A 22797-nucleotide genomic window follows, 5' to 3' on the forward strand; every position below is an offset into this window, starting at 1 on the left:
GAAAAAGGTTTCGCCGGCTGCGCTGGAGGAAGAATTGGTTTTTTGTAATAAATTTTGTTGTTTTGATGAGGAAGACGAAGAGGATAATCTGTAAAACGGTTATCCTTTTTTTGATGAGGGGGTGACAAAGTGGCAATTGTAAAAGAACCTGTACGAGCAATGAAGAAAAATTGTTTATTGAATGGGGATGGTTGTGTTTGGGCGTATTATCATGTATTTCCACGAACGATTTCAAAAAATACGTCGCAAAAAACACAAGAAATTAAGGAAATGATGGCTCGTTTGATGTTGCTTTTAGCGGACTATGAAGATGTGGAACTCTTTTTGTATCCAAAAACGATGAATTTGCGGACAAAATTCCAAACATTAGGGGATGGTTTTTCTCCTGATAGTCGTGAGATTGGGCAATATTATGCGAATGAGACCGTTGAATTATTAGAAAGAGAAGGACATGTCTATCGTCCGTCGTTTGTTTTAGGTGTCAAGATCAAAGAAAAGGCGACAGTGGAAAGTCTTCGGGATGTGGTGCGCCTTGTCTGGTTTGATGTAGGCGAAAGTCTTGCGCGGTTATTCGGTTTAGAAATAGACGATTTAGACGTGTTGTTTACAGAAAGTGATCCTTATGTAAAAGAAGTCACGCAATTGCTTTATAGTTTTTCGATTCGTCCGTTACTGAAAAAAGAGCTGTTTTATGTCAATCGTCTGCAGTATATTCGAGGAATGGTTCATAAAGTAGAGGAACAAAACAATTGGGAAGTGCTAAAGGACAATCAAGGCACTTACTTACGTGTGTTGAAAGATCATAAAGGAATTCTTCAATTGGAAGATGAGCTAGGAACGAGTTATCTAGCCCTTTTACCGGTTGGGGAAACGCCTGAAAATATGAAAAATTGTGACCTGTTTCAATTTGTACAAGATCTTTCTTTTCCGTCAGAGTTGCGGTTGAAGGTGAACTACCCACACTTGAAAGGTCAAGGTGGCGTTGGGCTAAAACTAAACTGGTTAGCTGAACGTTTCAAGACCGAACACAAAGAACTGATTCAAAATGATGAAGAACCTAGCGATCGACTATTAACGGTTCGTGGGTTAGTGAAGCATTTGAAGCAGCGAGTAGACAATGGGCAACCGATTGTTGATTGGTTCATGTGTTTTATCGTGTACGGGCAATCGATAGAAGAAGTTCGACAAAATAGCGCGACAATCATTCAACAATTAAGTGCGCATATCAAAATTCACCGAGCGAAAAACGATCAGAAAGAGCTGTTTTATAAGTGTCTGTTAGGGCAGCCGTTAGGTCGTCAATTGTATTGGAAACACCGGACAACAGTGGAAGTCATTGGCGAATTATTGTTTTCTGCGGTGTCTGAGTTAGGAATGGAGGCTGGTTGGTATATTGGTCGTCAAGATGTATTAGGAGATAGTGGTTCCCGAGGAGAAAAAACACCGTTAGAAGAATTGATCTATGCGTCAAATCGCTTTGTCTTTTTGAATCTTTTAGCCATTGCGGAAGGGATTAAAGGTGCTTTGTTTGATGCACCTCATGTGGCAGTGACGGGGAAGACCGGGAAAGGGAAGACGTTTTTAGTTGGCTTGCTCTTTTTGTATAGTTCCTTTATGGACGTACAGAGCCTATTTGTGGATCCGAAAGGGGAAAAACGAAAATGGTTCTCAAAATTAATTCGTGATCCGTATTATCAAAAGAATTATCCGTTGTTTGTGGATCATTTACATCGGATGAGTTATGTCACGTTGGATGCGACCGATCCGCGAAATTATGGCGTATTAGATCCGATTGTCTGTTTGTCTCGAGTGGATGCAAAACAAGTAGCACAAGATATGATTGATGAATTGAGTCCGTTAGGTGCCAATCACTTGTTGAAAGGTGCTGTGCTGAAAGGGATTCAAGAGGTGTTAGCTCGTAAAGAAGACGGCGAACAAGTTGGTTTAATGCACGTGATTGAGTATTTGGAACAGATGGAACAAAAAGAAGTTCGAGAATATGGGGAATTTTTACGTTTGACAGTGGAAGATTCCATTTTACGTTTAGGATTCTCTTATGGGGAAAATTCTGGATTGAATTTTGATGCGAAAACAACCATTTTAGAGATTCAGGATTTGAAATTACCGAATGACAATGTGCGACCGGAGTTATACACAGATGCGGACCGAAAATCGCTTTGTTTGATGATCAGCTTAGGGCGTTTTTGTGAAATGTTTGGAAAACGTGATAGCAGTAAAAAAACCGCGATTTATTTTACGGAGGCTTGGGTGTTCAATAATTCGAATGCTGGACGGAGTATTATTGCTTCGATGGCACGTGTCGGACGTTCACAGATGAACCAGTTAGTCTTAGACACACAATTTATCGGGGACCTTGGCTCGGATAAAGAAAAAGGGAATTTTGGTGTAGTCTTTGCCTTTGATGAAGACAGTGAGCGGGAAAAGATTTTGACCCATTTGCGTTTGGAAGTCAATGAGGCAAATTTAGCAGAAATGAGTCATATGATCAAGGGGCAGTGTTGGATGTTAGACCCCTATGGACGTGTAGGAAAACTGAATGTGCATAGTTTATTCGAAGAAATGACTGCGGCATTACAAACAACGGAGAAGACCAGTCATTCGAAGGCAGAAGAGCAAGATCTGTTTGTGATGCAATAGAAAGAAGGTGAGACGATGGATAGAAAACACTGGAGAAAAAAGCGCTGGTTGTGGGTTCTTTTGGGTGTGTGCCTGGGTTTACTCTTTCTTGGCGGCATGGTATATGCGGCAGAAGGAGCAGCGGACCAAACTATTTATGAAATTAGGAAATTTCATTTAGATACATTTTCTTCTTATTTATCAGATAGTGACTTTTCGTTAGGAAAAATGTTGTTTGGGGCAAATGGCACCGACTTTTTAAAAATGATGACAAACATGTTTTTTAGTTTTAGTAAATTGATCTGGCAAGGATTCGATTTTGTCATTCAAAAGCTTTATGAAGGCGCGGCAATGAATGAATTGATCCACCAGTTTTTTGTCTTTTCTGATTCGATTTATTCCAAGATCTTCGACCCGATCGGGGCTTCAGTGGTTGTATTGTATCTGTTATACATTTTTCTGTTGCGTGTCATTCGAGGAAAAGGTCACGCCAAAATGGTGCTTTTTCGTTTCTTGTTTGTCGTACTTTTTTCGATGGTCTGGTTTGGCTATGGAAGCAATGTTCCTAGTAAAGGGGAAGATTTTGTTAAAGGATTGAACGACATATCGGTGGAAGTGGAAGGATTCATTTTTTCAGCGACGAATAGCATTCAGAATCTTTCCAAAACAGATATCAATGGTGTTTTGGTTCCGACCACACAAGAACAAGCAATCCAGGAAGTGCGAAAACTCTATTACAAAGCAGCGGTGGTTGATCCGTATTTGTTATTGAACTATGGGACGACGGATGTAGATGAGTTGCAGGGTGCAGGAATTGATCCAAAAGAATTTTTAGCTAGTGGCGCTTCCAGTGAGGAATTATCAGACATTGAAACAAAAGTGACACAAGCGGCAGAAGAAGGGGAAAAGAAAGCGACGTATCGTGCGTATATCCAACCAACAAAAGCAGTGTATAAATCGGTGGTTGGGTTTATGACGCCATTGTTAAACGTTAGTATTGGCTTACCTTTGGTGGTGATTGGCATGATTCGTTTTCTTTTTCAATTATTGGTCTTGTGTCTCATGATTGGGCTGGTCTTTTCTCTGTTGGCTTCTTTTGTACCAGCGTTTGATTATATGTTAATGAATTCTGTGAAATCATTGGTTGGCATGATGTTCCAAAAATCCTTTTATAGTGTGGTTATTTTAGTTGCCTTTTTGATTTATAACATTGTGGATGATCTAATCCCGATGGATACAGTCTTCGGCTTTTTAGGAAACATGTTTGTCAAAGCAATCTTGTCTCTTTTGTTAGTTGTAAAGCGAAAAGATCTCATGAAAAAATTAGGCTTGGGCGCAGCGGACCAAACAATTAACAACACGAAAAATATAGCGAGTCAGTCGCTGTCTCAAATGAAACAAGTGCCGGGGCAATTATCCGCTGCTGGGCAAAACTTGGCGATCAAAGGTGCGGGATTAGCGAGCAATGTGTATCGTGCGACGAATCCAGTTGCTTCCGCGGCATTGCATGGCTTTCAAAAGTTTCAACAAAAGCGTACGCCACAAGAACCTACAAAAGCCGGGCAAGTGATCAATCCACTCGAAGTAGAGGGACGCTCAAAACAAAGCTTACCTTATGGGGGGCGACAAGTTCGTTATCATGGTATGGATCCTGAAACGTCACCAGGAGCTGGGAGTCGTTCTGGACTTGCCGGTGTGTTTATTCCAGGGTTGTCCAAGGATCCGATAGGACCAAAACAACGGGTACAGTCGTTGGAACAATCACAAAAGCATACAGGAACGGATCAACGAAAGCCAGTATTAAGCAAAGGAACAGCGTTTGTCGGTCAAACGATTCCGTTACCTTCCGGAAAAACACCGGTGCCACAATTAACGGCGAATGGTTCACTGTCACAACAAGTGCGGCAACTAAAAAAACAAACGAAAAACGGTGCGTATCCAGCGTTGCAGCAATTGACAAACCAAACAGTACTTCCAACTGCTCTTGTTCCAAATCTATCGGGAAATCGTACGACGCAACGGCGGATAGAATTACCGTCAGAACAAATGATCGTTGCTTCTGGATCAAACAATCCGCGATCTTCCTTGCCTTTTTCAGGAAAGGAAAAGAAATCACTAGAGACGGCGGGAAAGAATGCGGGATCGTTACCGATTTTAGATGCAAAACAAGGAAAAGATTTCACGTTGCCTAACGGACGGACAGTGCAAAAAACATTATCGAAGAAGGGATGAGGCACAGATGAAGAAAGGTTGTCTGGGTTGTTTTTTCTTCTTTTTGATTCCTTTTTTGATTTTTCCGTTTTTCTTTTTTTCGGGAAGTTTATCTGAAGAGGGAATAGAGTCAACCGGTTTGGCGTTTACGTTTAACGGGGAGTATACCGAAGACTTACCGATGTTTGAAGAAATCAAAGGACGAGGACCGATTACCGATGAACATGCACGGGCAGCCGTAGGGACAGCGGTAAAGTATCGGTTATTGCCTAGTGTCATTTTATCTCAATTAGGTTGGGAATCGGCGTATGGGCAGTCAGCGGCAGGAAGAAATGATACCAACTTTTTTGGGATTACCTGGTTTCCTGGCTGTCCGTACCCGCAAGGATCCGTTCGAGGGATTGGTGGGTCAGAAGGTGGGCATTATATGAAGTTTCCGAATCTGAAAGCCTGTTATAGCTATTATGGGTTTATGGTTGCGACACAAAGCAATTTCAATCAGTGTGTGGGCAACAAAGATCCAGGGAGTTGTTTATTGATTCTAGGCCGTGGCGGGTATGCGGCGGCAGGAATTACTGAAGGCAGTGCCTACTATCAAGGGGCGATGAGTATTATAAAGTCCTATCATTTGACCGAGTACGACGATTTTGCGATCAAGTATTGGAATACGTTACCTACAAATAACACGGCGGTTGCAGGCAAGAGTAAAGGCAATGCGAAAGTGCTAGACCGTGTGATTGGTCAAACAATGAATAACGGGGAATGTTATGGCGGTACGGCGTGGTATGTGTCTCAATTAGGTGGGCCGCAGATGATGGGTTCAGGACATATGTACGCCATGTATATCGGTGAAAATTACGATTGGGGAGCCTATGGTTGGCAAGTCATTATGAATCCAAAACCAAGTGACCTCCAAGCAGGGGATGTGATCAATTGGCAAGCGGGCGGGGTGTTATCTCCTGGTATTTGGGGACATACAGGCATTATCACCGATGTATCAAATGGGGGACAAAATTTCTCAACAGTAGAACAAAATGCGGAACAGGGGCGGATTATGGCACAGTATCAACGCACCTACAATCAAACCAAAATCCGAAGTCTGGTTCGTAAAGTGAAATAAAACGAAAAAAGGGGAGGTGAGTTAGATGGACACGTTACTTTTATTCAATTGGTTTGTCTTTTTGTATATCGTTATTGTGTTCTGTTGTGGCGTTCCTAACACCAAACACCGTTGGCTAAAAGTGTTTTTTGATTTGGTAGGGTTAGGTTTGATTGCCTTTAACATTTTTTGGAAGTTGAGCGTTTAGTTTTTCTTATTTTCAAAGAGAAATTGTAGTAATTGTTTGAGAAAGGAAAGGAGTTATGTTTTCTTTAGATTTAGGTGCCTTTTTTGTTTTATGCGTTTCCACCAGTGAAGAGGATGGTGAATATGTATGGTTGAATATGTTGCGCATTTTCTTCTTATTTTACTTCATGGATCAATGATTAGTCTTTTCGCAATGAGAGAAGCAAAACAAGAGAAAGGAGAATTAAGAACGATTGACCAAGTGTTTATTTGTATCAAAGCATTTTCTGTGGTTATTTGGTTTGATGTTTGTGTTGGAATTTTTAACTTATTATAAACAAAAATAAAGGAGTGTGAAAAAACATGGTTCATGAACTAAAGATCCTTCCTGAATTTTTCGAAGCAGTAACAAGTGGACGAAAACAATTTGAAATTCGTAAGAATGATCGACCGTTTCAAGTGGATGATTTAGTGATTTTGCGTGAATGGGTTCAAGGAGATTATACAGGAAATAGTTATCATGTATTCATTACGTATATTACTGATTTCGGGCAGCCAGAAGGTCAAGTTGTCTTTGGTTTTCAGCCGATGGGTAGCAGTGGAAACTAGTTTTTAAGATATTCGAGAATTTCTCAGGTACAGGATAAAAAAGGCAGGTGAATAGAGGAATGAAAAAAGGAATCGTAGTTGTGCTTAGTTGTATTTGTTTGGTGGGCTTGACTGGCTGTCATTGGTTTTCTTCTGAAGAACAAGCGACACAAAAAACTACGACAAAAGAAACAATCGAAGCAGTAGAAGAAACAGAAAATACACCAGAAGAAACGAAAGAGACGTTTCAAAGTACAGAAAGAAGTGCTCAAAATGGGGTATTAGAAGAATCGTCGGAACAAATTGATGAGGCAACAAAAAGTTTTTTAAAAGACTTTGCTAGAAGGTGGAGCAATTTCACTGATGTGTATAAGCGCAATCAAGCGGTGCGAGAATATATGACAGATTGTTGTATCAAAGACAATAGTATTGATGTAGACCCGCATGTAGAAATGAAAACAACGGGGAAACTTCACCGGGTGACACAAGATGTAGATGATCCGACGCAGTATTTACTGTTTGGGGAAGAACATGCGAATAATGTGACGCGTTTTGTGGTGTTGCAAGTAAAAGTAGTTGAACAAAAGATCGACGCAATCAAAGTCTATTATGTTCGAAGCGCTTATTAAATAACCGATATTTTTAAATAAAGTTGAAAGCAACAATAACTATTGACAATGTGAATAACGATCATAAGATTAATTATACCTTGAAAAAAGCAAAAAGAATAGACTGTTTTTTCGATGAAAGATATGGCACACTCCAGTTGTGAAGGTTGTTACAAAGCAGGAAGGAGTAAAATAAATTGGGAAAAAATCAGCTTTGGGAATAATCTGTAATGCAGACGAAACAATAATTGATCTATCAAAAAAATAATCATATACGGAGGTAGTCTATATGTCGAAAATAGTAAAATTCTTTTCGTTATTTGGTGTATTGTTGATCGGATTTAGTGTATTGGTTAGTGCAGGGACAAGTGCTTATGCAGCAGAAAAGAGTATAAATAAAGAAATAGTTTTAAATCCTTTGGATATTCAAAATATGACTGAAGAAGAAAAGCAAAATTTTTATAATGCGGTAGATGTTGAAGTGAATAGACATGAAGAAATGACTGATGAACAAAAGAAAATTTATGAGCAGGCGCTTATTCGTTTTTTTGATTCGTCATCAAGTGATTTTCAAGATTTTACAAAACTTGATAAGTCTGTAAATGGTGGTAGTATAGGTTTTAGAGCTGCACATGGATTGGTATCAGTGAATGTATTAGCTGGAACAATTAATGTAATGATTGGAGCTATTACAGGTGGTGCTATAGCGAGTTATGTTAGAAAGCATGGATTTCAAGCGCTTGCGTTGGCATTACAGAGTAGATTAGCGGCTACAATTAGAATTAAACAGTTAGGGAAAATTATTAAGGGATTATCTGGAGTTATTGCTAAAATTGCAGATCCAGGGAAAGCAATTGCGCAAGCAATCGATAATAGTGATAAAATTCCAGGTAATGGATGGATAGAGTTGACATAGATATATGGAATTTATAGTGAGGTTATTGGAAATAATTCTTATTTTTGTAGATGAATTTTTTAAAATTGGTGAAAAAAATGGTGAATCAAAAAAGGGCTATTGGTTTTCTTGGTTTGTGTATCTTGTTGTTTTGTTTTTTTTCTTGTTTTTATTATTTTTATTAGGTTCAATGTGTATATTTTTTATTAAGAATCCGTCGGTTATTTTTTTTCTCGTTGTGTTGCTATTTTTGTTTGCTTGTATTTTTTATGGGTATAAATTGTATGTGTTTGGTGTAGGATTAAGTATTATGACGAAAAAATTCAAAAAAAGAAAGAAACGTTAAAAATTTTAGTGTGGTTATTGAATAAGAAACTGTTATTGATTTTGTGTTGAATATAGCTTCTTTCCAACATTATTTAGCGAAATGTTGATGTTGGGATCACCGAAATAAAGTTTCAAATAATGGACGTATAAATTTTTAGTTTTAGAAAAGATGTGTAAATCATAAAAGATTTTAAAGTTATTTTTTTAGGTTTTCTGGTTGTATTGTTGTTAAATTGGGGCTTATCTAATTTGTTAGATAGACCGTTTAAATGGTGGATTACTGCAGGGTTATTTATAGGTTTTTCAGTTGCTTATTATTTCAATATAGGGGAAACTAAGGATGGTTGTAATAGTAGTAAGAAATAGATGAGTGGTTATATTGTAAGAAAAAAAGGAGCGGCTACTGCTGCTCTTTTTTGGTGTATTTTCTTATTTTTTATATGGTCTTCTCCCCCATATTTCAATTATAGGTGCACTTTGTTGGTTGGCGTATTCTGTCAATCGAATCGCATAGGCAAGATTGAGTTTTTCTATGGCTCGTTCGCCATTCTTTAGTTTTTCAATGGTGACTGCTGGAATATTCGTTGCTTTTGATATTTGCCGACAGCTTTTTGTTGTAAGTAAACGGCGGATTTTTTCAATGTCTGCAATACCTTTTTCGAGTGGTTTCATGGTTTTTACCTCTTTCTTTTTTGTTACCTATAGTATGGATTATATCATTTTTCGTTGTACTATGGTATGATTTTTTCAAAAAAGAAAGAAGGGGAGGTTTTCTTGAAAAAATATACGCATTTGCTGGATATTGAACGAAACGCAATTGCTTATTATTTAGATCAAGGATTGAATTATTCTGAGATTGGTCGGTTGTTGGATCGAAGTAATGCGACGATTTTCCGCGAGGTAAGACGAAATGTGAAAGAAAATGGACATTATGAGCCTGCTTATGCTCATACAGCTGCGAAAGAGCGACTTTCTTCAAGAAAAACGTGTGAGAAATTGACACCTGAAGTAAAAGAACAGATCAAACAGTCATTAGCTTTGAATTGGTCGCCGATGAGTATTAGTGGTGTATATCGCAAACAAGAACGGAGCTTTCCTAGTTTTTGTTCGATTTATCGGTATATTCGTGATGGCAAAGTGGGTTCTGTTTTACAGCTACGAAGAAAAGGTAAACCGATTAAACGGTCTTCTGAAGTGAATCGCATGAAAGGCGGGAAAAGCATTCATGATCGACCAAAAGAGATTGAAGAAAGAAAACGTCTAGGCGATTGGGAAATAGATACAATGGTTGGTCCGAAAGGAACAAATGCGGTAATTATTACGGTAGTTGACCGTTGTTCTCGCAAATTACTGGCACAAATTGCACCTGATCGAAAAGCAGCGACTGTAACAAGGCAATTATTGAACATGCTAAAAAATGAGGTTGTTTGTTCATTGACAGCGGATAACGGGAAAGAATTTTCGAATTATGAAGAGTTAGAAGAAAAATTGCAGGTATCGGTTTATTTTGCGGATCCTTATTGCTCTTGGCAACGTGGGACAAATGAGAATACAAATGGCTTATTACGGGAATACATTCCTAAAGGGAAAGATATTGGGCAAGTAACACAAGAAGAATTAGATCACTATGTGTATTTGATCAATACTCGTCCCCGTCGGATATTTGGTTTTCGTACAGCACTTGATCAATACAAATCAAGTGCATGAGAAACAGTTCTATAGTTTTGAAAAAGAGGTACAAATTTTTTTAAAAGAAAAAGGGGTACCTCTAGTTTGTGTTGTCTAAAAACATGGAGAAACCTTGATTTCAAGCTGTTTTTGAGGTCAAAAAAAATTTTTTAATTTTTTTCTGCAATATACTTGACAAATCTCCCATTCCACAAAATGATAGCGCTATCTTTTGCGCGGGAAAATAGGAGGAGTAAAGGATGGAAAAAGGGAAAAAATATCTGCTGATCATGGGGTGTTTCTTGTTGCTGTATTCGGTAGTTAGCGCCACTCGTCTTTCTGGAAATGCCGAGGAACAAATACCCGAATTGCCGGAAGCAGAATCGATCTATCACTCGGATTTTTCTAATCAGAAAGGGTCTTGGCAAGATTTAGTCGGGAAAGCCGAAGTAGCACAAAATTCTACTGGTTTAATGATCAGTAATACGAAACAAGGCACCAATCTGGAATCAGTAACGCTCAACAAAGATGCTCCCAAGCGGTCTTCAGGGGATTTTGAAACTACTTTTTTATATGAAGACCAAGCGAACATTGGGGTGGTCTTTCGCGCAGATGAACAAAAGACAGATCAGTGGCAATCGTTTGCTTATAATCGTGATGGGCAGTGGCAACTTGGTCAACCAGGTGGAAAATGGCTGACAGCTATTTCTGGACCTACTTTGATTGCGGGACAAAAATATAAACTCTTGCTTCAGTATGAGGGCTCGAGTTTTCGTGCCTTTTTAAATGATCAGCTATTTTATGAGAATCAAAAGGTAAACTATCCCAATGGTAAGGCAATTGATGGGGACTGGTCCGGGTATGTGGGTATCCGTTTGTTTGGCAATTTATCTAAGCTGAAGGTATTATCGATGCGCAGCGGTCCTACCGACAGCTTGCCCGTGGAAGATCATACAGCAGAATTTATGCAGCTGCAAGAAAAATGGCAAAATCAACTGGTTTCCGATAACTATGATCCAAATAATTCGACTATGGCTGATTACGTGCAGATGGTCACCTCAGAAGCTGAGGCGTTGTATCAAACAATAAATAAAGCATCTGATCGAACGAGCCTATGGCCCCTCGAACAAGGGAATACTGCTTCAGCGGATGTAACGACTCAATTTACAAAATTACAGAAAATGGCTTTAGCCTATGGCACGAAAGGTAGTTCTTTGTATCAAGATAATGCAGTGGCGACGACGATTATTGATGGGATAGATTTCATGGTCACTCGAAAAGGGTACGATGGGAAAAAGTACCATGGAAACTGGTGGGATTGGCAAATCGGTGTTCCGCAAAAACTGATCAGTACTTTAATGATTTTAGGCGCTGAGTTACCGTCCGAGAAATTACAGCAATACACTGCCATTATCAGCAGTTATGTACCAGATCCCTTCAAGCAATTGTATACGAAGACACAAGGCAGTTTTACTGAGCTTGCTTTTATTCCAAATTTTGTGACTTCTGGTGCTAATCGTATAGATCTCGCGCTTACTGTTTTAGGCTTGGGCATTTTGCAAAGGGACGCTGGGGAAATCACACAAGCTTCAGCAAGTATCGAAGAAGTATTTCAGCTAGTCACAAAAGGCGATGGTTTTTATAAAGATGGCTCCTTTATTCAGCATAACACGATCCCTTATACTGGTTCTTATGGAAATGTACTGATCAAGGGTGTGGGACAAATTCTAGCTATCACGCAAGGGTCAAGTTTTGAGATGGACGCTGATCTCGTACAAACGTTTGTCAAAAATGTTGATCAAGCATTCTTGCCGTTGATCTATCAAGGAGAAATGCTGCCGTTGGTCAATGGTCGTTCGATTTCAAGAGCTCCAGCCAAAAACAAAGTCGGTTATGGCTCATCAACAGTTTATAATTTGCTGATCGTATCCCAATTCGCACCAACTCAATACCAGCAAAGATTCCGTGAAGCTGCCAAATATTGGCTCAAAGAAAATCCAGACTATTATTTGACGAATGCAAGAGACTTCAATGATTTACAAATGACGATGAATCTCTTGACAGACCCATCGATTACAGGGGATGCATTACCTTTTACGGGAACAAAACTGTACGCTTCAATGGATCGCTTTGTTCAACGAACAACTGATTATATGGTGGGTTTAGGACTATATTCCAGTCGTATTTCTTCCTTTGAAGCTGGCAACAAGGAAAACAAGCGTGGGTGGCATACAGCAGACGGGATGCTCTACCTCTATAATGATGATCAAGTTCAATTCAATTCTAGTTATTGGCCGACCGTCGATCCATATCGCTTGCCAGGAACAACCGTGGATACCATACAATTAGCGGATGAAAATTCAGCTTTTACAACGGTAACGTCTCCAGAAAAGTGGGTAGGCGGTGTGGCTTATGATGGTGCAGCTGCGGTGGGAATGGCATTAAACAAAACGGGTACAAAAAATAACGGGAATGTTTTACCTATGAACGTGCGGGCAAAAAAATCGTGGTTTATCATTGATGGGCAGATTGTCGCTTTAGGTGCGGGAATCACTGGTGATACGACAGCTTCTATTGAGACGGTCGTGGATAATCGCTTACTAAATGATGAGTATACTTATCAAATCCTTTCTGATCAAGGAAGCATTAATCAGTCAAATGAGACAAGCAGCAAGCAGTGGTTGTTGTTAGACTCCAATCATTCTCAGGCCAATATCGGTTACTATTTTCCAGAAGAAACGACAGGAAACGTGGTAAGTGAAACACGAACAGGCAGCTATACAGAAATCAATGAGGCATTTCCAAGTAATGCGGTTTATACCGGAGAATATCGGAAATTCTTGATCAATCATGGCAAAAATCCCGTGGAGGATCATTATGCGTATGTCATGTTGCCAGGCATCAATGAAACAGAACTGACTGCTTATGCCCAAGAAAAACCGCTGGAGATTTTAGCCAATACCTCGGAAGTTCAAGCCGTAAAACTTGATCAAACTGACTATTTAGGTATCAATTTTTGGCAGAATGATGGAGGTAGTGTCGCCGATATTACTACTAACAAGCCTCTTTCATTGATTAGAACAAGTAGAGAAGGCAAAACCATCTATGCCTTTTCTGATCCAACTCAAACAACGACGACCATGACCTTAAAATTGCCAAAAGACTACCAAAAAATCGTCTCTCAAAGTGATGGAATCAGTTATGATGCTTCGACGGATCTATTTACGGTGAACTTTGCGGAGAAAGACGGTGGAAATAAAGTGATTGTGGTGGAGTAAGGTCGTTCAATACTATCTATCTCATCATCAGCAGCTAGGGATCAATCTCTAGCTGTTTTTTGTCATCTAGAAAATGAAACGATGAAAGGCTAAACATAGATTTTTTCTTTGACTATTAATTCCTTTAACTTTTAACTACTTTTCAAGTGCCGAGGTTTTGTCAAAAAAATCCTCACAGAAAATGCTGAAAACTTGCGCATTGGAATGAAATGTTTGCTAATTTTCTTATTACTTAAAAGACGTATGTTTGCCACTAAAGAATGTATCTAAGATTGCAAGCACACTTTTCCAAGATTGTAATTGTTCCAACATCTCCTTCATTTTGTAGACATTTTGCTGCGTGATCGACTTAATTAACTAATGAAATATAAGAATATTCGTTCCATAAGAGAAGACAATGACGTCACACAGCACCAAATAGCAGAACTATTAAGCGTTTCTCACGCAATATGAAACCGAGGAAATTGAATGAACAAGCAGTACATTAATTAAAATAGCCGATTATTTTGATATGTGTATTGAATATCTGTTGGAAAGAATCAAAATAAAAAAAGACAGAAACCCTTGATACAGAGGGTTTCTGTCTTTTTGAAGATTATTCCCACTCCACAGTAGCAGGTGGTTTGCTCGTAATATCGTACACGATCCGATTGACGTGTGCGACTTCGTTGACGATGCGGACGCTGATTTTTTGTAGGACTTCCCATGGGATGCGGGCAAAGTCAGCGGTCATGCCATCGATTGAAGTGACTGCACGGATGCCGACGGTATAATCGTAGGTCCGGCCATCACCCATGACACCGACGGAGCGGATGCCTGGTAAGACGGTGAAGTACTGCCAAATGTCGCGGTCTAAGCCGGCATTTGCGATTTCTTCCCGCAAGATTGCATCCGAGTCGCGGACGATCGTTAGTTTTTCTTCTGTTAATTCGCCAAGGACACGAATGCCTAGACCTGGTCCAGGGAATGGTTGGCGCCATACGATGCTGTCTGGCATACCAAGTTGAGTCCCTAATTCACGGACTTCGTCTTTGAACAAGGTGTTCAATGGTTCGATCAATTTGAATTGCATGTCTTCAGGTAAACCACCTACATTGTGGTGTGATTTGATGGTTTGAGCAGTCTCGGTTCCTGATTCGATGACGTCGGTATAAAGGGTTCCTTGGGCAAGGAAAGAAACGCCTTCTTCGCCAGCTAGTTTGGTTGCTTCATCATCGAAGACGTACACGAATTCATTTCCGATGATCTTGCGTTTTTCTTCAGGATCAGAAACCCCAGCAAGTTTTGATAGGAAACGTTCTTTGGCATCAACTTTGATGATGTTCAAGCCGAATTTGCCGCCTAGGCTTTCCATTACTTGCTCGGCTTCGCCTTTACGCAAGAGGCCGTGGTCAACAAAAATACAAGTCAGCTGATCGCCGATCGCTTTTTGTAAAAGAACACCAACGACAGAAGAATCGACCCCGCCGGAAAGACCAAGCAAGACTTTTTTGTCGCCCACTTGTTCGCGGATTTTTGCGATTTCCATATCGATGAAGTTGTCCATTGTCCAATCACCTGTACATTGACAAACGTCAATGGCAAAGTGACGCAATAAGTCGTTGCCGTATTCTGAATGGCGAACTTCTGCGTGGAATTGGATACCGTACATTTTGCGCTCGGCATCTTGGATAGAAGCAATCGGGCAATCTTTGCTCGTTGCCACGACATCAAAGCCTGCAGGTGCTTGAGTGACCAAGTCCCCGTGGCTCATCCACACGGTTTGGGTTGCGGGCGTGTTTTGGAAAAGGGCCGCTGCATCAGAAGTGACTTCCAATTCTGCTTTGCCGTATTCACGGTTTTTGGCAGGTTCAACTTTTCCGCCTAATTTATAAGTAATCAACTGCATGCCGTAACAGATCCCTAAAACTGGGATGCCTAACTCAAAAATTTTCTCGTCGATGCCGAAAGAGTTCTCGTCGTAGACGCTGTTTGGTCCGCCAGATAAGATGATCCCTTTTGGGTTCATCGCTTTTACTTCTTCAGCGGTAATGCGGTGGCTCAATAATTCTGAGAAAACACCGAACTCACGAATACGGCGTGTAATCAGCTGGTTGTACTGACTACCGTAATCAAGTACGATAATTTTTTCGACGTTTGGCAAAGTGTCAACGTTTGTCACAATAAATTACCTCAATTCTTTTAGTTTTTATTGAAAAAAGGCTGGGCCTTTTCAACAGCATAATCATAAAAATGAAGCGGTCAATACTTGCGCAAGAACACTTCATCGATCAAATGGTGCTTTGTTTTATGAAGAATTATATCGGCTCTGCTGCGTGTAGGCAAGATATACTCGTGTAAATTCTTTAAATTCACATTTTTCCATACTTCTTTTGCCATTTTAATCGCTTCCTTGCGATCCCCGATCGCATATTGGTAATAATAATTGCTGGGATCTTGAAAGGCCGTGTCTAGTAATGATTCAAATCGTTCCAAATACCATTTTTCGATCAGTGCTGGTTGGGCATCCACGAAAATTGAAAAATCAAAAAAGTCACTGATATAGATTTGTTGGTTGGCAGGCAGTTGTAGGGTATTGATGCCTTCCACGATCAAGATATCTGGTTGACTGATCGTTTCATACGTATCAGGAATAATATTGTAGACTTCATGGGAGTAGACAGGGATCTGAATGTCTGGTTCTCCTGATTTGACCGCATTCAAAAAGTTGATCAAGGCTTCCATGTCATAACTTTCTGGAAATCCTTTGCGATTCAAGCTGCCGCGTTCCTCCAAGACTTCGTTCGGGTACAAAAAGCCGTCAGTGGTGATCAGTTGGACGGTTCTACGGGGAAACAAACGGGCCAACAAATTTTGGACGAGCCGTGCGGTGGTGCTTTTGCCGACGGCGACACTTCCAGCGATGCCGATGATAAAAGGCGGCATTTTGACGTAGCGGTGTAAAAAGAGTCCCTTGCTGAGGGTCAATGATTCAAACTCTTTCATATAAAGATGGATCAGATGGCACAAAGGCACGTAAACATCTTCCACATCTTGGACCGAGATCCGGTCGTTCAAACTTTTGATATTATCCAATTCTTCTTGAGTGAAAGGCATCATGCCGTTCGTATAAAACCCTTGCCATTGCTCACGAGGAATTTGATAAAAATTCATGGTTTCTTGCATAGTAGGCTCCTTTTTTGCGGCATCATCGGTTTCTGTTAGAAGCGACGGGCCACTGTTCGAAAGTATTTTACCATAGAAACTTGCGGAACTTGGAAAAAAGACATGATTTCCTTTGCAGAAACAACAAAAAACTGTTTTTTCGTTGTTTTTTTTGCTGGGCGTTTACTTCTGACTGTTTTTCGGTATGATTAGAAAGAAGCAGCAGACAAATCTTGCAGGGCTTTTTTACTGGTGATTTCACTACGTACACTCGTTCGAATAGAAGAAACAAGGAAAAACTAGTAGAAACCAGTAGAAAAAACAAGCGAAGAGGAGATAGAAGAAAGGAGCATAACCATGAGTAATCATTACTATACAGAAAATCCTGATACGGCCCATGATTTTGAACAGTGGTCGTTTGAATTAAGAGGAAAGAACTTTCATTTTGTGACAGATAGCGGGGTGTTTTCCCGTGACACGGTGGACTATGGCTCGCGGGTGTTGATCGATGCGTTTGAGTGGGGGGAGCTACCAGAAGGAAGTCTGCTGGACGTTGGGTGCGGCTATGGACCTGTTGGCTTAGCGTTAGCTTATGCGAGTCAACGACCTGTCGAGATGATCGATATCAATCAGCGGGCAGTGGATTTGGCAAAAGGCAATGCCCAGCGTAACGGCATTGAACAGGTAGATATCCATCAATCCAATATCTATGCCCAATTAAATCAACCTGCTTATGCGGCGATCCTCAGCAATCCGCCGATTCGGGCAGGAAAAGAAGTCGTTCATGAGATTTTGACGGGGGCGTTTCCTTTGCTTAAAGCAGGCGGGACTTTAACGATCGTGATCCAAAAGAAACAAGGGGCGCCGAGTGCTCAAAAGAAAATGCAAGAGACCTTTGGCAATGCCGAAATCATCAAAAAAGACAAAGGCTATTACATCATTCAAAGCGTAAAAGAAGCGTAGCTGCTCCTTGATTCTCAACAGATCAAAGGCATCGCTAAGACAAGCACTGGTTAGCGGCAACTGGACCAGTTGGTTTCTCAAAAAGCCTGTTGTCATCAGCCTTTGGGGCAATCGCAGCTCCGCTAAAAGAGCTGTCTGTATCATCGGGCCATTTTTGATCAACGAAAGAGAAAGTCGCACACTTGTTGAAAGTGTGCTATTTTTTTTGAGAAAAATTTGCTACACTTTAGGCAAGAGAGGAGAGAAGCAGATGAAATTGACGATTAAACAGATTGCTGAAATGGCTGGCGTCTCTGTCACGACCGTGTCGCAGATCCTAAACAATAAAGGCAGCCGTTTTAGTGAAGAAACCCGAAAGCGGGTCTTAGATATCGTAAATAAATATCACTATAAGCCGGATTTTTTTGCTTCGAATCTTATCAACCGCCATTCAAAAACGATCGGAATGATCGTGCCTGATGTGACGGATTTCTTTTTCTCTAAAGTCATTGAAGGGGCGGAAAGTTATTTCAATCCACTAGGTTACATGCTAGTGTTATGCAATTCGCGCCACAGCCAAGAAAAAGAGGTTCAATATTTGAATGAACTGTCTCATCGTTCGGTAGATGGCATCTTATTAGCGACGCCGCATTTGCTGCCAGAGGATTATTCCTTGAAGAGCGGGTTCTTTGATGACCGACCAATTATTTTAGTCGATCGTGGGATCAATCAGCGGGACAATGGTCGTTTGATCGTGAAAGAATACGAAGGCGCCTACCAAGCCGTCAGCTATTTGATCAAAAATGGTCACCGCAACATTGCGATGCTCAAAGAAATCACCGGCTACTATCAATTAGAGGAACGGTTCAATGGCTATCGCCATGCCTTAAAGGATCATCAGATCCCTTTTAAAGGCCGATATGTGGAAAATGCTGAATTAACGGTTACTGGCGGGTACGAAGCAACGAAGGAATTATTGAAGTACAAAGAGATCACAGCGTTCTTCTGTGGCAACGATGCTATGGCGATCGGCTGTTATCAAGCGATTTATGAGGCGGGCAAAAAAGTACCAGAAGACTACTCGGTGATCGGCTTTGATGCCTTGAAATTATCGGAATACATCACACCACCGCTTACCACGGTCATGCAGCCGACTTTTGAGATCGGGTTTACCGCAGCGAAGTTTTTAGTGGACGCCATTGAGTTTCCGACACGGCGAATTCCAAATAAGATTTTTGATACAAAATTAATTATTCGTGAGAGCGTGAAGACATTGACAAGCGAGAAATAATGCGGTATATTTCTTCTTGTAAGTGTTTTCATAGTTTTGCGATATTTAGTAAACTGTTTTACTAAAGTGGTTTACCCTACGAAAAATTATTGTATAATGTTAAAGGAAGCGAGGGTCATTTCGATGCGAATGGTGGATTTAATTGAAAAGAAACGTGACGGCAAGTCATTGACGAAGGAAGAAATTGACTACATTGTAACTGCGTATACTGAAGGAAGTATTCCAGATTATCAAATGAGTGCCTTGTTGATGGCTATTTTTTATGTAGATATGACAGATGAAGAAATCACGAACTTAACGCTAGCAATGGCAAATTCTGGTGAAGTGATCGACCTATCCTCAATTGAAGGAATCAAAGTCGATAAGCATTCGACTGGCGGTGTTGGTGATACGACCACATTGATCTTAGCGCCCTTAGTGGCTAGTGTTGGCGTACCAGTTGCGAAAATGTCTGGGCGCGGCTTAGGCTATACTGGTGGGACGTTAGACAAGCTTGAAGCGATCCCTGGATTTAAAATCGAGCTTTCTGAAGCCGACTTTATCCGATTAGTCAATGAAAGCAAAGTGGCCGTGATCGGTCAATCAGGAGATTTAGCTCCTGCAGACAAAAAACTGTATGCCTTACGAGATGTGACGGCAACGGTTAGTTCGATCCCATTGATCGCCAGCTCGATCATGAGTAAAAAAATCGCGGCAGGTGCCGATGCGATCGTGTTAGACGTAACCACAGGCGATGGCGCCTTTATGAAAAACTTGGAGGATGCCAAACGCTTAGCCCAAACGATGGTCCGCATCGGAAAATTGGCAAATCGCCAAACGATGGCAGTCATTTCTGATATGTCACAGCCTTTAGGGGAAGCGATCGGCAACAGTTTGGAAGTGGTGGAAGCCATTGAGACGCTGCAAGGAAAAGGACCGAAAGACTTGGAAGAAATGTGCTATGCACTGGGCAGCCAAATGGTCGTTTTAGCGAAAAAAGCTGATTCATTGGAAGAAGCACGCCAACTGTTGGAAGAAGCCCTGCATTCAGGCAAAGCGTTAGAAAAATTCAGACAGATGATCACAGACCAAGGCGGAGACGCTACAGTGATCGATGACCCGAGCAAGATTTTGACAGCGAAATATGAAGTGGAAGTCCCAGCGAAAACTAGCGGCGTGGTGACGAAATTAGTTGCCAATGAGCTAGGGATCGCGGCGATGATGTTAGGGGCAGGTCGTAAGACCAAAGACGAAGACATCGACCATGCCGTGGGCATCAAATTGCATAAGAAAGTTGGCGAATCCGTAAGCAAAGGGGAATCGCTATTGACGATCTATAGCAATACCGAAGCAATCGAGGATGTCAAAGCATTGATCGACCAAAATATTGAAATTGGGGAAGATGGCGCAGAACCGCCATTGATCCATGACATTATTACAGAATAAGGAGCGAATAAAAATGGAATTGAATCGCATGATCGACCACACGATTTTGAAAGCAGACGCAACGGAGGAAGATGTTTTACGAATCATCGAAGAGGCAAAAACCTATCACTTCTATTCTGTCTGCATCAATCCAACGTGGGTTTCATTAGCAGCAGAAAAATTACAAGGCGAACCAACGGCTGTTTGTACCGTGATCGGTTTTCCTTTAGGGGCAAACACATCTGAGGTCAAAGCTTATGAAACAACAGATGCGATCAAAAACGGCGCAGATGAAGTCGATATGGTAATCAACGTAGGTGCCTTGAAATCAAAACAATACAAAAAAGTTCAAGCAGACATCGAAGCAGTCGTTGAAGCAGCCAAAGACAAAGCGCTTGTCAAAGTAATCATTGAAACAGCGTTATTAAACAACGAAGAAATCGTCAAAGCCTGTGAATTAGCCAAAGCAGCTGGTGCAGATTTCGTGAAAACCTCAACTGGCTTTTCAACTGGTGGGGCAGTCGTTGAAGATGTTCGCTTGATGCGTGAAACAGTAGGACCAGAAATGGGTGTCAAAGCTTCTGGTGGTATCCACAACGAAGCAGAAGCAGCAGCTATGGTCGAAGCGGGCGCAAACCGCTTAGGAACAAGCGCAAGTGTTGCTATCGTGACTGGCTCAACAGGTGCTGGCTACTAAGCTTAGCATTATTAAGTAAAATAGCAAAAAATAAAAATAAGAGCGGGGAAGACAATGACAATAGCGAAAAAAGAGTGGATCGACACCGCCGTTTCCGCCTTAGATAAAGCGTATGTGCCGTACTCTAAGTTTCCGGTCGGTGCTTGTCTCGTTGCCAAAAATGGTACGATATATCAAGGGATCAACATTGAAAATGCCTCATATGGCTTAACAAATTGCGCAGAACGAACCGCTTTTTTCAAAGCCGTTTCTGAAGGCGAAAAAGAGTTTCAACATTTGGTTGTGGCGGGTCATACGCCAGAACCGATCTCTCCTTGCGGTGCTTGCCGCCAGGTCATGGTGGAATTTTGTGCGCCAGATATGCCGGTGACCTTAGTCGGCGATGATGGTGTCATCAAAGAAACCACGGTAGAAGGCCTATTGCCTTATTACTTCACGAACAAAGATTTATAAACCATGTTCATTCAGTCGATGCGGCTGTTGAAAAAAACTATATTTTTAGGGGGCTTTACAGCAATGAAAAAAGCAAAATTATTTAGTTTAGGTATTGTTGCAGTAGCTGGGTTGACTTTACTTGGTGCTTGTGGCGGAGGAAATTCAGGTTCAACTGATTCAACTGGCGGAGGTTCTGCAGACGGTACGACTGATGCAGCGCATAGTGTCGCAATCGTTACCGATATCGGTGGGGTGGATGACCGTTCATTCAACCAATCAGCGTGGGAAGGCTTAGAAGCATGGGGTGAGGAACACGGGATCGCTCGCGGTGCTGGTGGTTATGACTACGTGCAATCAAATGAAGCTTCAGAATACACAACCAACGTAAATGGTGCCGTTCAAAATGGTTTCAAAACAGTTTTCGGTGTAGGTTACTTATTGAAAGATTCAATCGCAGCAGCAGCTGACCAAAACCCTGATACACAATTCGGGATCATCGATGATGTGATCGAAGGCAAAGACAACGTTGTTTCAGCAACATTTAAAGATAACGAAGCAGCTTACTTAGCTGGTTTTGCCGCAGCGTATACAACCAAAACAAACAAAGTCGGCTTCATCGGTGGTGAAGAAGGCGTCGTTATCGACCGTTTCGAAGCTGGTTTCATGAAGGGCGTTCAAGACGCAGCTGAAAAATTAGGCAAAGAAATCACGGTTGATCCTCAATATGCAGCATCATTTGGTGATCCTGCTAAAGGGAAAGCATTGGCAGCTTCAATGTACCAAAGTGGCGTTGACGTAATCTTCCACGCATCTGGTGGTACTGGTGCAGGTGTCTTCCAAGAAGCAAAAGCAATCAATGAACAATTGAACGAAGCAGACCTAGAAGACAAAAAAGTTTGGGTCATCGGTGTGGATAGCGATCAACAAGACGAAGGAAAATACACAACTGCTGACGGCAAAGAAGATAACTTCACATTGGCTTCAACATTGAAAGGTGTTGGCGCAGCGGTACAAGATATCTCAACTCGTGCGTTAGAAGACAACTTCCCTGGCGGCGAACACATTGTTTACGGCTTGAAAGATGGCGGTGTAGACATTACTGAAGGGTTCCTTTCAGATGATGCCAAAGCAGCGATCGAAACAGCGAAACAAGACGTGATCGACGGCAAAGTAGAAGTACCAGAAACACCTGAAAAATAAAGTTGTTCTTTTCGGTTATCTTGCCCTAGTTTAGGGCAAGATGATCGTTGTTGGATTACTATGTTGATGAAAGCTACGGGTTTTCATGAGGATAGTAATCATCCTAAGCAATAGCAATTATTTTTTTGACATGACGAATGGTTTGTATAAGCGAATTAGAAAGTAAGGATGTGAGTAATTTGGCTGA

At 41.2% G+C, this 22797-nt stretch carries 19 protein-coding genes; 16 read left to right on the forward strand and 3 right to left on the reverse strand.

The features are described 5' to 3' along the window. Positions 1-129 precede the first annotated feature (129 nt). The 8 genes from IGI96_RS08705 (at position 130) to IGI96_RS08740 (ending at position 8245) form a co-directional block, all read left to right on the forward strand. Positions 130-2658: an ATP-binding protein gene (locus IGI96_RS08705; protein ID WP_438785041.1), complete on the forward strand. Its 2529-nt coding sequence runs from the start codon at positions 130-132 to the stop codon at positions 2656-2658. A gap of 15 nt (positions 2659-2673) precedes the next feature. After that, complete coding sequence (locus tag IGI96_RS08710) at positions 2674-4869, forward strand: CD3337/EF1877 family mobilome membrane protein (protein WP_438785042.1); 2196 nt, start codon at positions 2674-2676, stop codon at positions 4867-4869. A gap of 160 nt (positions 4870-5029) precedes the next feature. Then, positions 5030-5968, forward strand: a complete 939-nt coding sequence (locus tag IGI96_RS08715; protein ID WP_438785135.1) for a glucosaminidase domain-containing protein — start codon at positions 5030-5032, stop codon at positions 5966-5968. A 25-nt stretch (positions 5969-5993) separates the two neighbouring features. Further along, the gene (locus IGI96_RS08720) at positions 5994-6155 is read left to right on the forward strand and encodes a hypothetical protein (RefSeq protein WP_438785043.1); all 162 of its coding nucleotides are present in this window, start codon (positions 5994-5996) and stop codon (positions 6153-6155) included. A gap of 126 nt (positions 6156-6281) precedes the next feature. Then, positions 6282-6470, forward strand: a complete 189-nt coding sequence (locus IGI96_RS08725; protein WP_438785044.1) for a hypothetical protein — start codon at positions 6282-6284, stop codon at positions 6468-6470. A gap of 26 nt (positions 6471-6496) precedes the next feature. After that, on the forward strand, positions 6497-6742 hold the full coding sequence (locus tag IGI96_RS08730) for an ASCH/PUA domain-containing protein (protein ID WP_438785045.1): 246 nt from the start codon (positions 6497-6499) through the stop codon (positions 6740-6742). 59 nt (positions 6743-6801) lie between these two features. Further along, positions 6802-7350, forward strand: a complete 549-nt coding sequence (locus IGI96_RS08735; RefSeq protein WP_438785046.1) for an EF0163 family protein — start codon at positions 6802-6804, stop codon at positions 7348-7350. Between the two features lie 268 nt (positions 7351-7618). Beyond that, positions 7619-8245 carry a hypothetical protein gene (locus IGI96_RS08740; protein ID WP_438785047.1) on the forward strand — a complete coding sequence of 209 codons (627 nt, stop codon included), beginning with the start codon at positions 7619-7621 and terminating at the stop codon, positions 8243-8245. A 735-nt stretch (positions 8246-8980) separates the two neighbouring features. On the opposite strand, the gene IGI96_RS08745 is transcribed toward IGI96_RS08740, so the two are convergent. Continuing rightward, the gene (locus IGI96_RS08745) at positions 8981-9223 is read right to left on the reverse strand and encodes a hypothetical protein (protein ID WP_438785048.1); all 243 of its coding nucleotides are present in this window, start codon (positions 9221-9223) and stop codon (positions 8981-8983) included. A 102-nt stretch (positions 9224-9325) separates the two neighbouring features. On the opposite strand from IGI96_RS08745, the gene IGI96_RS08750 reads away from it, so the two are divergent. Then, positions 9326-10258: an IS30 family transposase gene (locus tag IGI96_RS08750; protein WP_438785049.1), complete on the forward strand. Its 933-nt coding sequence runs from the start codon at positions 9326-9328 to the stop codon at positions 10256-10258. A gap of 221 nt (positions 10259-10479) precedes the next feature. Further along, positions 10480-13497, forward strand: a complete 3018-nt coding sequence (locus tag IGI96_RS08755; protein WP_086338939.1) for a polysaccharide lyase 8 family protein — start codon at positions 10480-10482, stop codon at positions 13495-13497. A gap of 595 nt (positions 13498-14092) precedes the next feature. Here the strand turns inward: IGI96_RS08755 and guaA are convergent. Together guaA and coaA are read right to left on the reverse strand one after the other, a co-directional pair. Then, positions 14093-15658 carry a glutamine-hydrolyzing GMP synthase gene (gene guaA, locus IGI96_RS08760; RefSeq protein ID WP_008376418.1) on the reverse strand — a complete coding sequence of 522 codons (1566 nt, stop codon included), beginning with the start codon at positions 15656-15658 and terminating at the stop codon, positions 14093-14095. Between the two features lie 80 nt (positions 15659-15738). Beyond that, positions 15739-16662, reverse strand: coding sequence for a type I pantothenate kinase (coaA, locus tag IGI96_RS08765; RefSeq protein ID WP_005226828.1), 924 nt, complete (start codon positions 16660-16662; stop codon positions 15739-15741). Positions 16663-16998: 336 nt separating this feature from the next. Between coaA and IGI96_RS08770 the strand changes: the two genes are divergently transcribed. The 6 genes from IGI96_RS08770 (at position 16999) to IGI96_RS08795 (ending at position 22610) form a co-directional block, all read left to right on the forward strand. Continuing rightward, positions 16999-17604, forward strand: a complete 606-nt coding sequence (locus IGI96_RS08770) for a class I SAM-dependent methyltransferase (RefSeq protein WP_005226831.1) — start codon at positions 16999-17001, stop codon at positions 17602-17604. 250 nt (positions 17605-17854) lie between these two features. Beyond that, positions 17855-18874 carry a LacI family DNA-binding transcriptional regulator gene (locus IGI96_RS08775; RefSeq protein WP_005226832.1) on the forward strand — a complete coding sequence of 340 codons (1020 nt, stop codon included), beginning with the start codon at positions 17855-17857 and terminating at the stop codon, positions 18872-18874. A 123-nt stretch (positions 18875-18997) separates the two neighbouring features. Next, a complete protein-coding gene (locus tag IGI96_RS08780) occupies positions 18998-20299 on the forward strand; it encodes a pyrimidine-nucleoside phosphorylase (protein WP_005226834.1) in 1302 nt (433 codons plus the stop codon). Positions 20300-20312: 13 nt separating this feature from the next. Then, entirely contained in the window at positions 20313-20975 is a 663-nt protein-coding gene (gene deoC, locus IGI96_RS08785; RefSeq protein ID WP_086338940.1) for a deoxyribose-phosphate aldolase, read from the forward strand. Positions 20976-21029: 54 nt separating this feature from the next. After that, complete coding sequence (locus IGI96_RS08790; protein WP_005226837.1) at positions 21030-21428, forward strand: cytidine deaminase; 399 nt, start codon at positions 21030-21032, stop codon at positions 21426-21428. A gap of 63 nt (positions 21429-21491) precedes the next feature. Continuing rightward, entirely contained in the window at positions 21492-22610 is a 1119-nt protein-coding gene (locus IGI96_RS08795) for a BMP family lipoprotein (RefSeq protein WP_015508805.1), read from the forward strand. Positions 22611-22797 lie beyond the last annotated feature (187 nt).

Origin of the sequence: Enterococcus sp. DIV0421 (assembly GCF_051713745.1) — a bacterium.
In the GTDB taxonomy this organism is placed as follows: Bacteria; Bacillota; Bacilli; order Lactobacillales; family Enterococcaceae; genus Enterococcus_D; species Enterococcus_D casseliflavus.

Bases quoted from the DNA above. Each gene is read 5' to 3' on its own strand.
- IGI96_RS08790 (WP_005226837.1), top strand. From the start codon at position 21,030: ATGACAATAGCGAAAAAAGAGTGGATCGACACCGCCGTTTCCGCCTTA.
- IGI96_RS08755 (WP_086338939.1), top strand. From the start codon at position 10,480: ATGGAAAAAGGGAAAAAATATCTGCTGATCATGGGGTGTTTCTTGTTG.
- IGI96_RS08740 (WP_438785047.1), top strand. From the start codon at position 7,619: ATGTCGAAAATAGTAAAATTCTTTTCGTTATTTGGTGTATTGTTGATC.
- IGI96_RS08730 (WP_438785045.1), top strand. From the start codon at position 6,497: ATGGTTCATGAACTAAAGATCCTTCCTGAATTTTTCGAAGCAGTAACA.
- deoC (WP_086338940.1), top strand. From the start codon at position 20,313: ATGGAATTGAATCGCATGATCGACCACACGATTTTGAAAGCAGACGCA.
- IGI96_RS08770 (WP_005226831.1), top strand. From the start codon at position 16,999: ATGAGTAATCATTACTATACAGAAAATCCTGATACGGCCCATGATTTT.
- IGI96_RS08725 (WP_438785044.1), top strand. From the start codon at position 6,282: ATGGTTGAATATGTTGCGCATTTTCTTCTTATTTTACTTCATGGATCA.
- IGI96_RS08780 (WP_005226834.1), top strand. From the start codon at position 18,998: ATGCGAATGGTGGATTTAATTGAAAAGAAACGTGACGGCAAGTCATTG.
- IGI96_RS08715 (WP_438785135.1), top strand. From the start codon at position 5,030: ATGTTTGAAGAAATCAAAGGACGAGGACCGATTACCGATGAACATGCA.
- IGI96_RS08775 (WP_005226832.1), top strand. From the start codon at position 17,855: ATGAAATTGACGATTAAACAGATTGCTGAAATGGCTGGCGTCTCTGTC.
- IGI96_RS08795 (WP_015508805.1), top strand. From the start codon at position 21,492: ATGAAAAAAGCAAAATTATTTAGTTTAGGTATTGTTGCAGTAGCTGGG.
- coaA (WP_005226828.1), bottom strand. From the start codon at position 16,662: ATGCAAGAAACCATGAATTTTTATCAAATTCCTCGTGAGCAATGGCAA.
- IGI96_RS08710 (WP_438785042.1), top strand. From the start codon at position 2,674: ATGGATAGAAAACACTGGAGAAAAAAGCGCTGGTTGTGGGTTCTTTTG.
- IGI96_RS08735 (WP_438785046.1), top strand. From the start codon at position 6,802: ATGAAAAAAGGAATCGTAGTTGTGCTTAGTTGTATTTGTTTGGTGGGC.
- IGI96_RS08720 (WP_438785043.1), top strand. From the start codon at position 5,994: ATGGACACGTTACTTTTATTCAATTGGTTTGTCTTTTTGTATATCGTT.
- IGI96_RS08745 (WP_438785048.1), bottom strand. From the start codon at position 9,223: ATGAAACCACTCGAAAAAGGTATTGCAGACATTGAAAAAATCCGCCGT.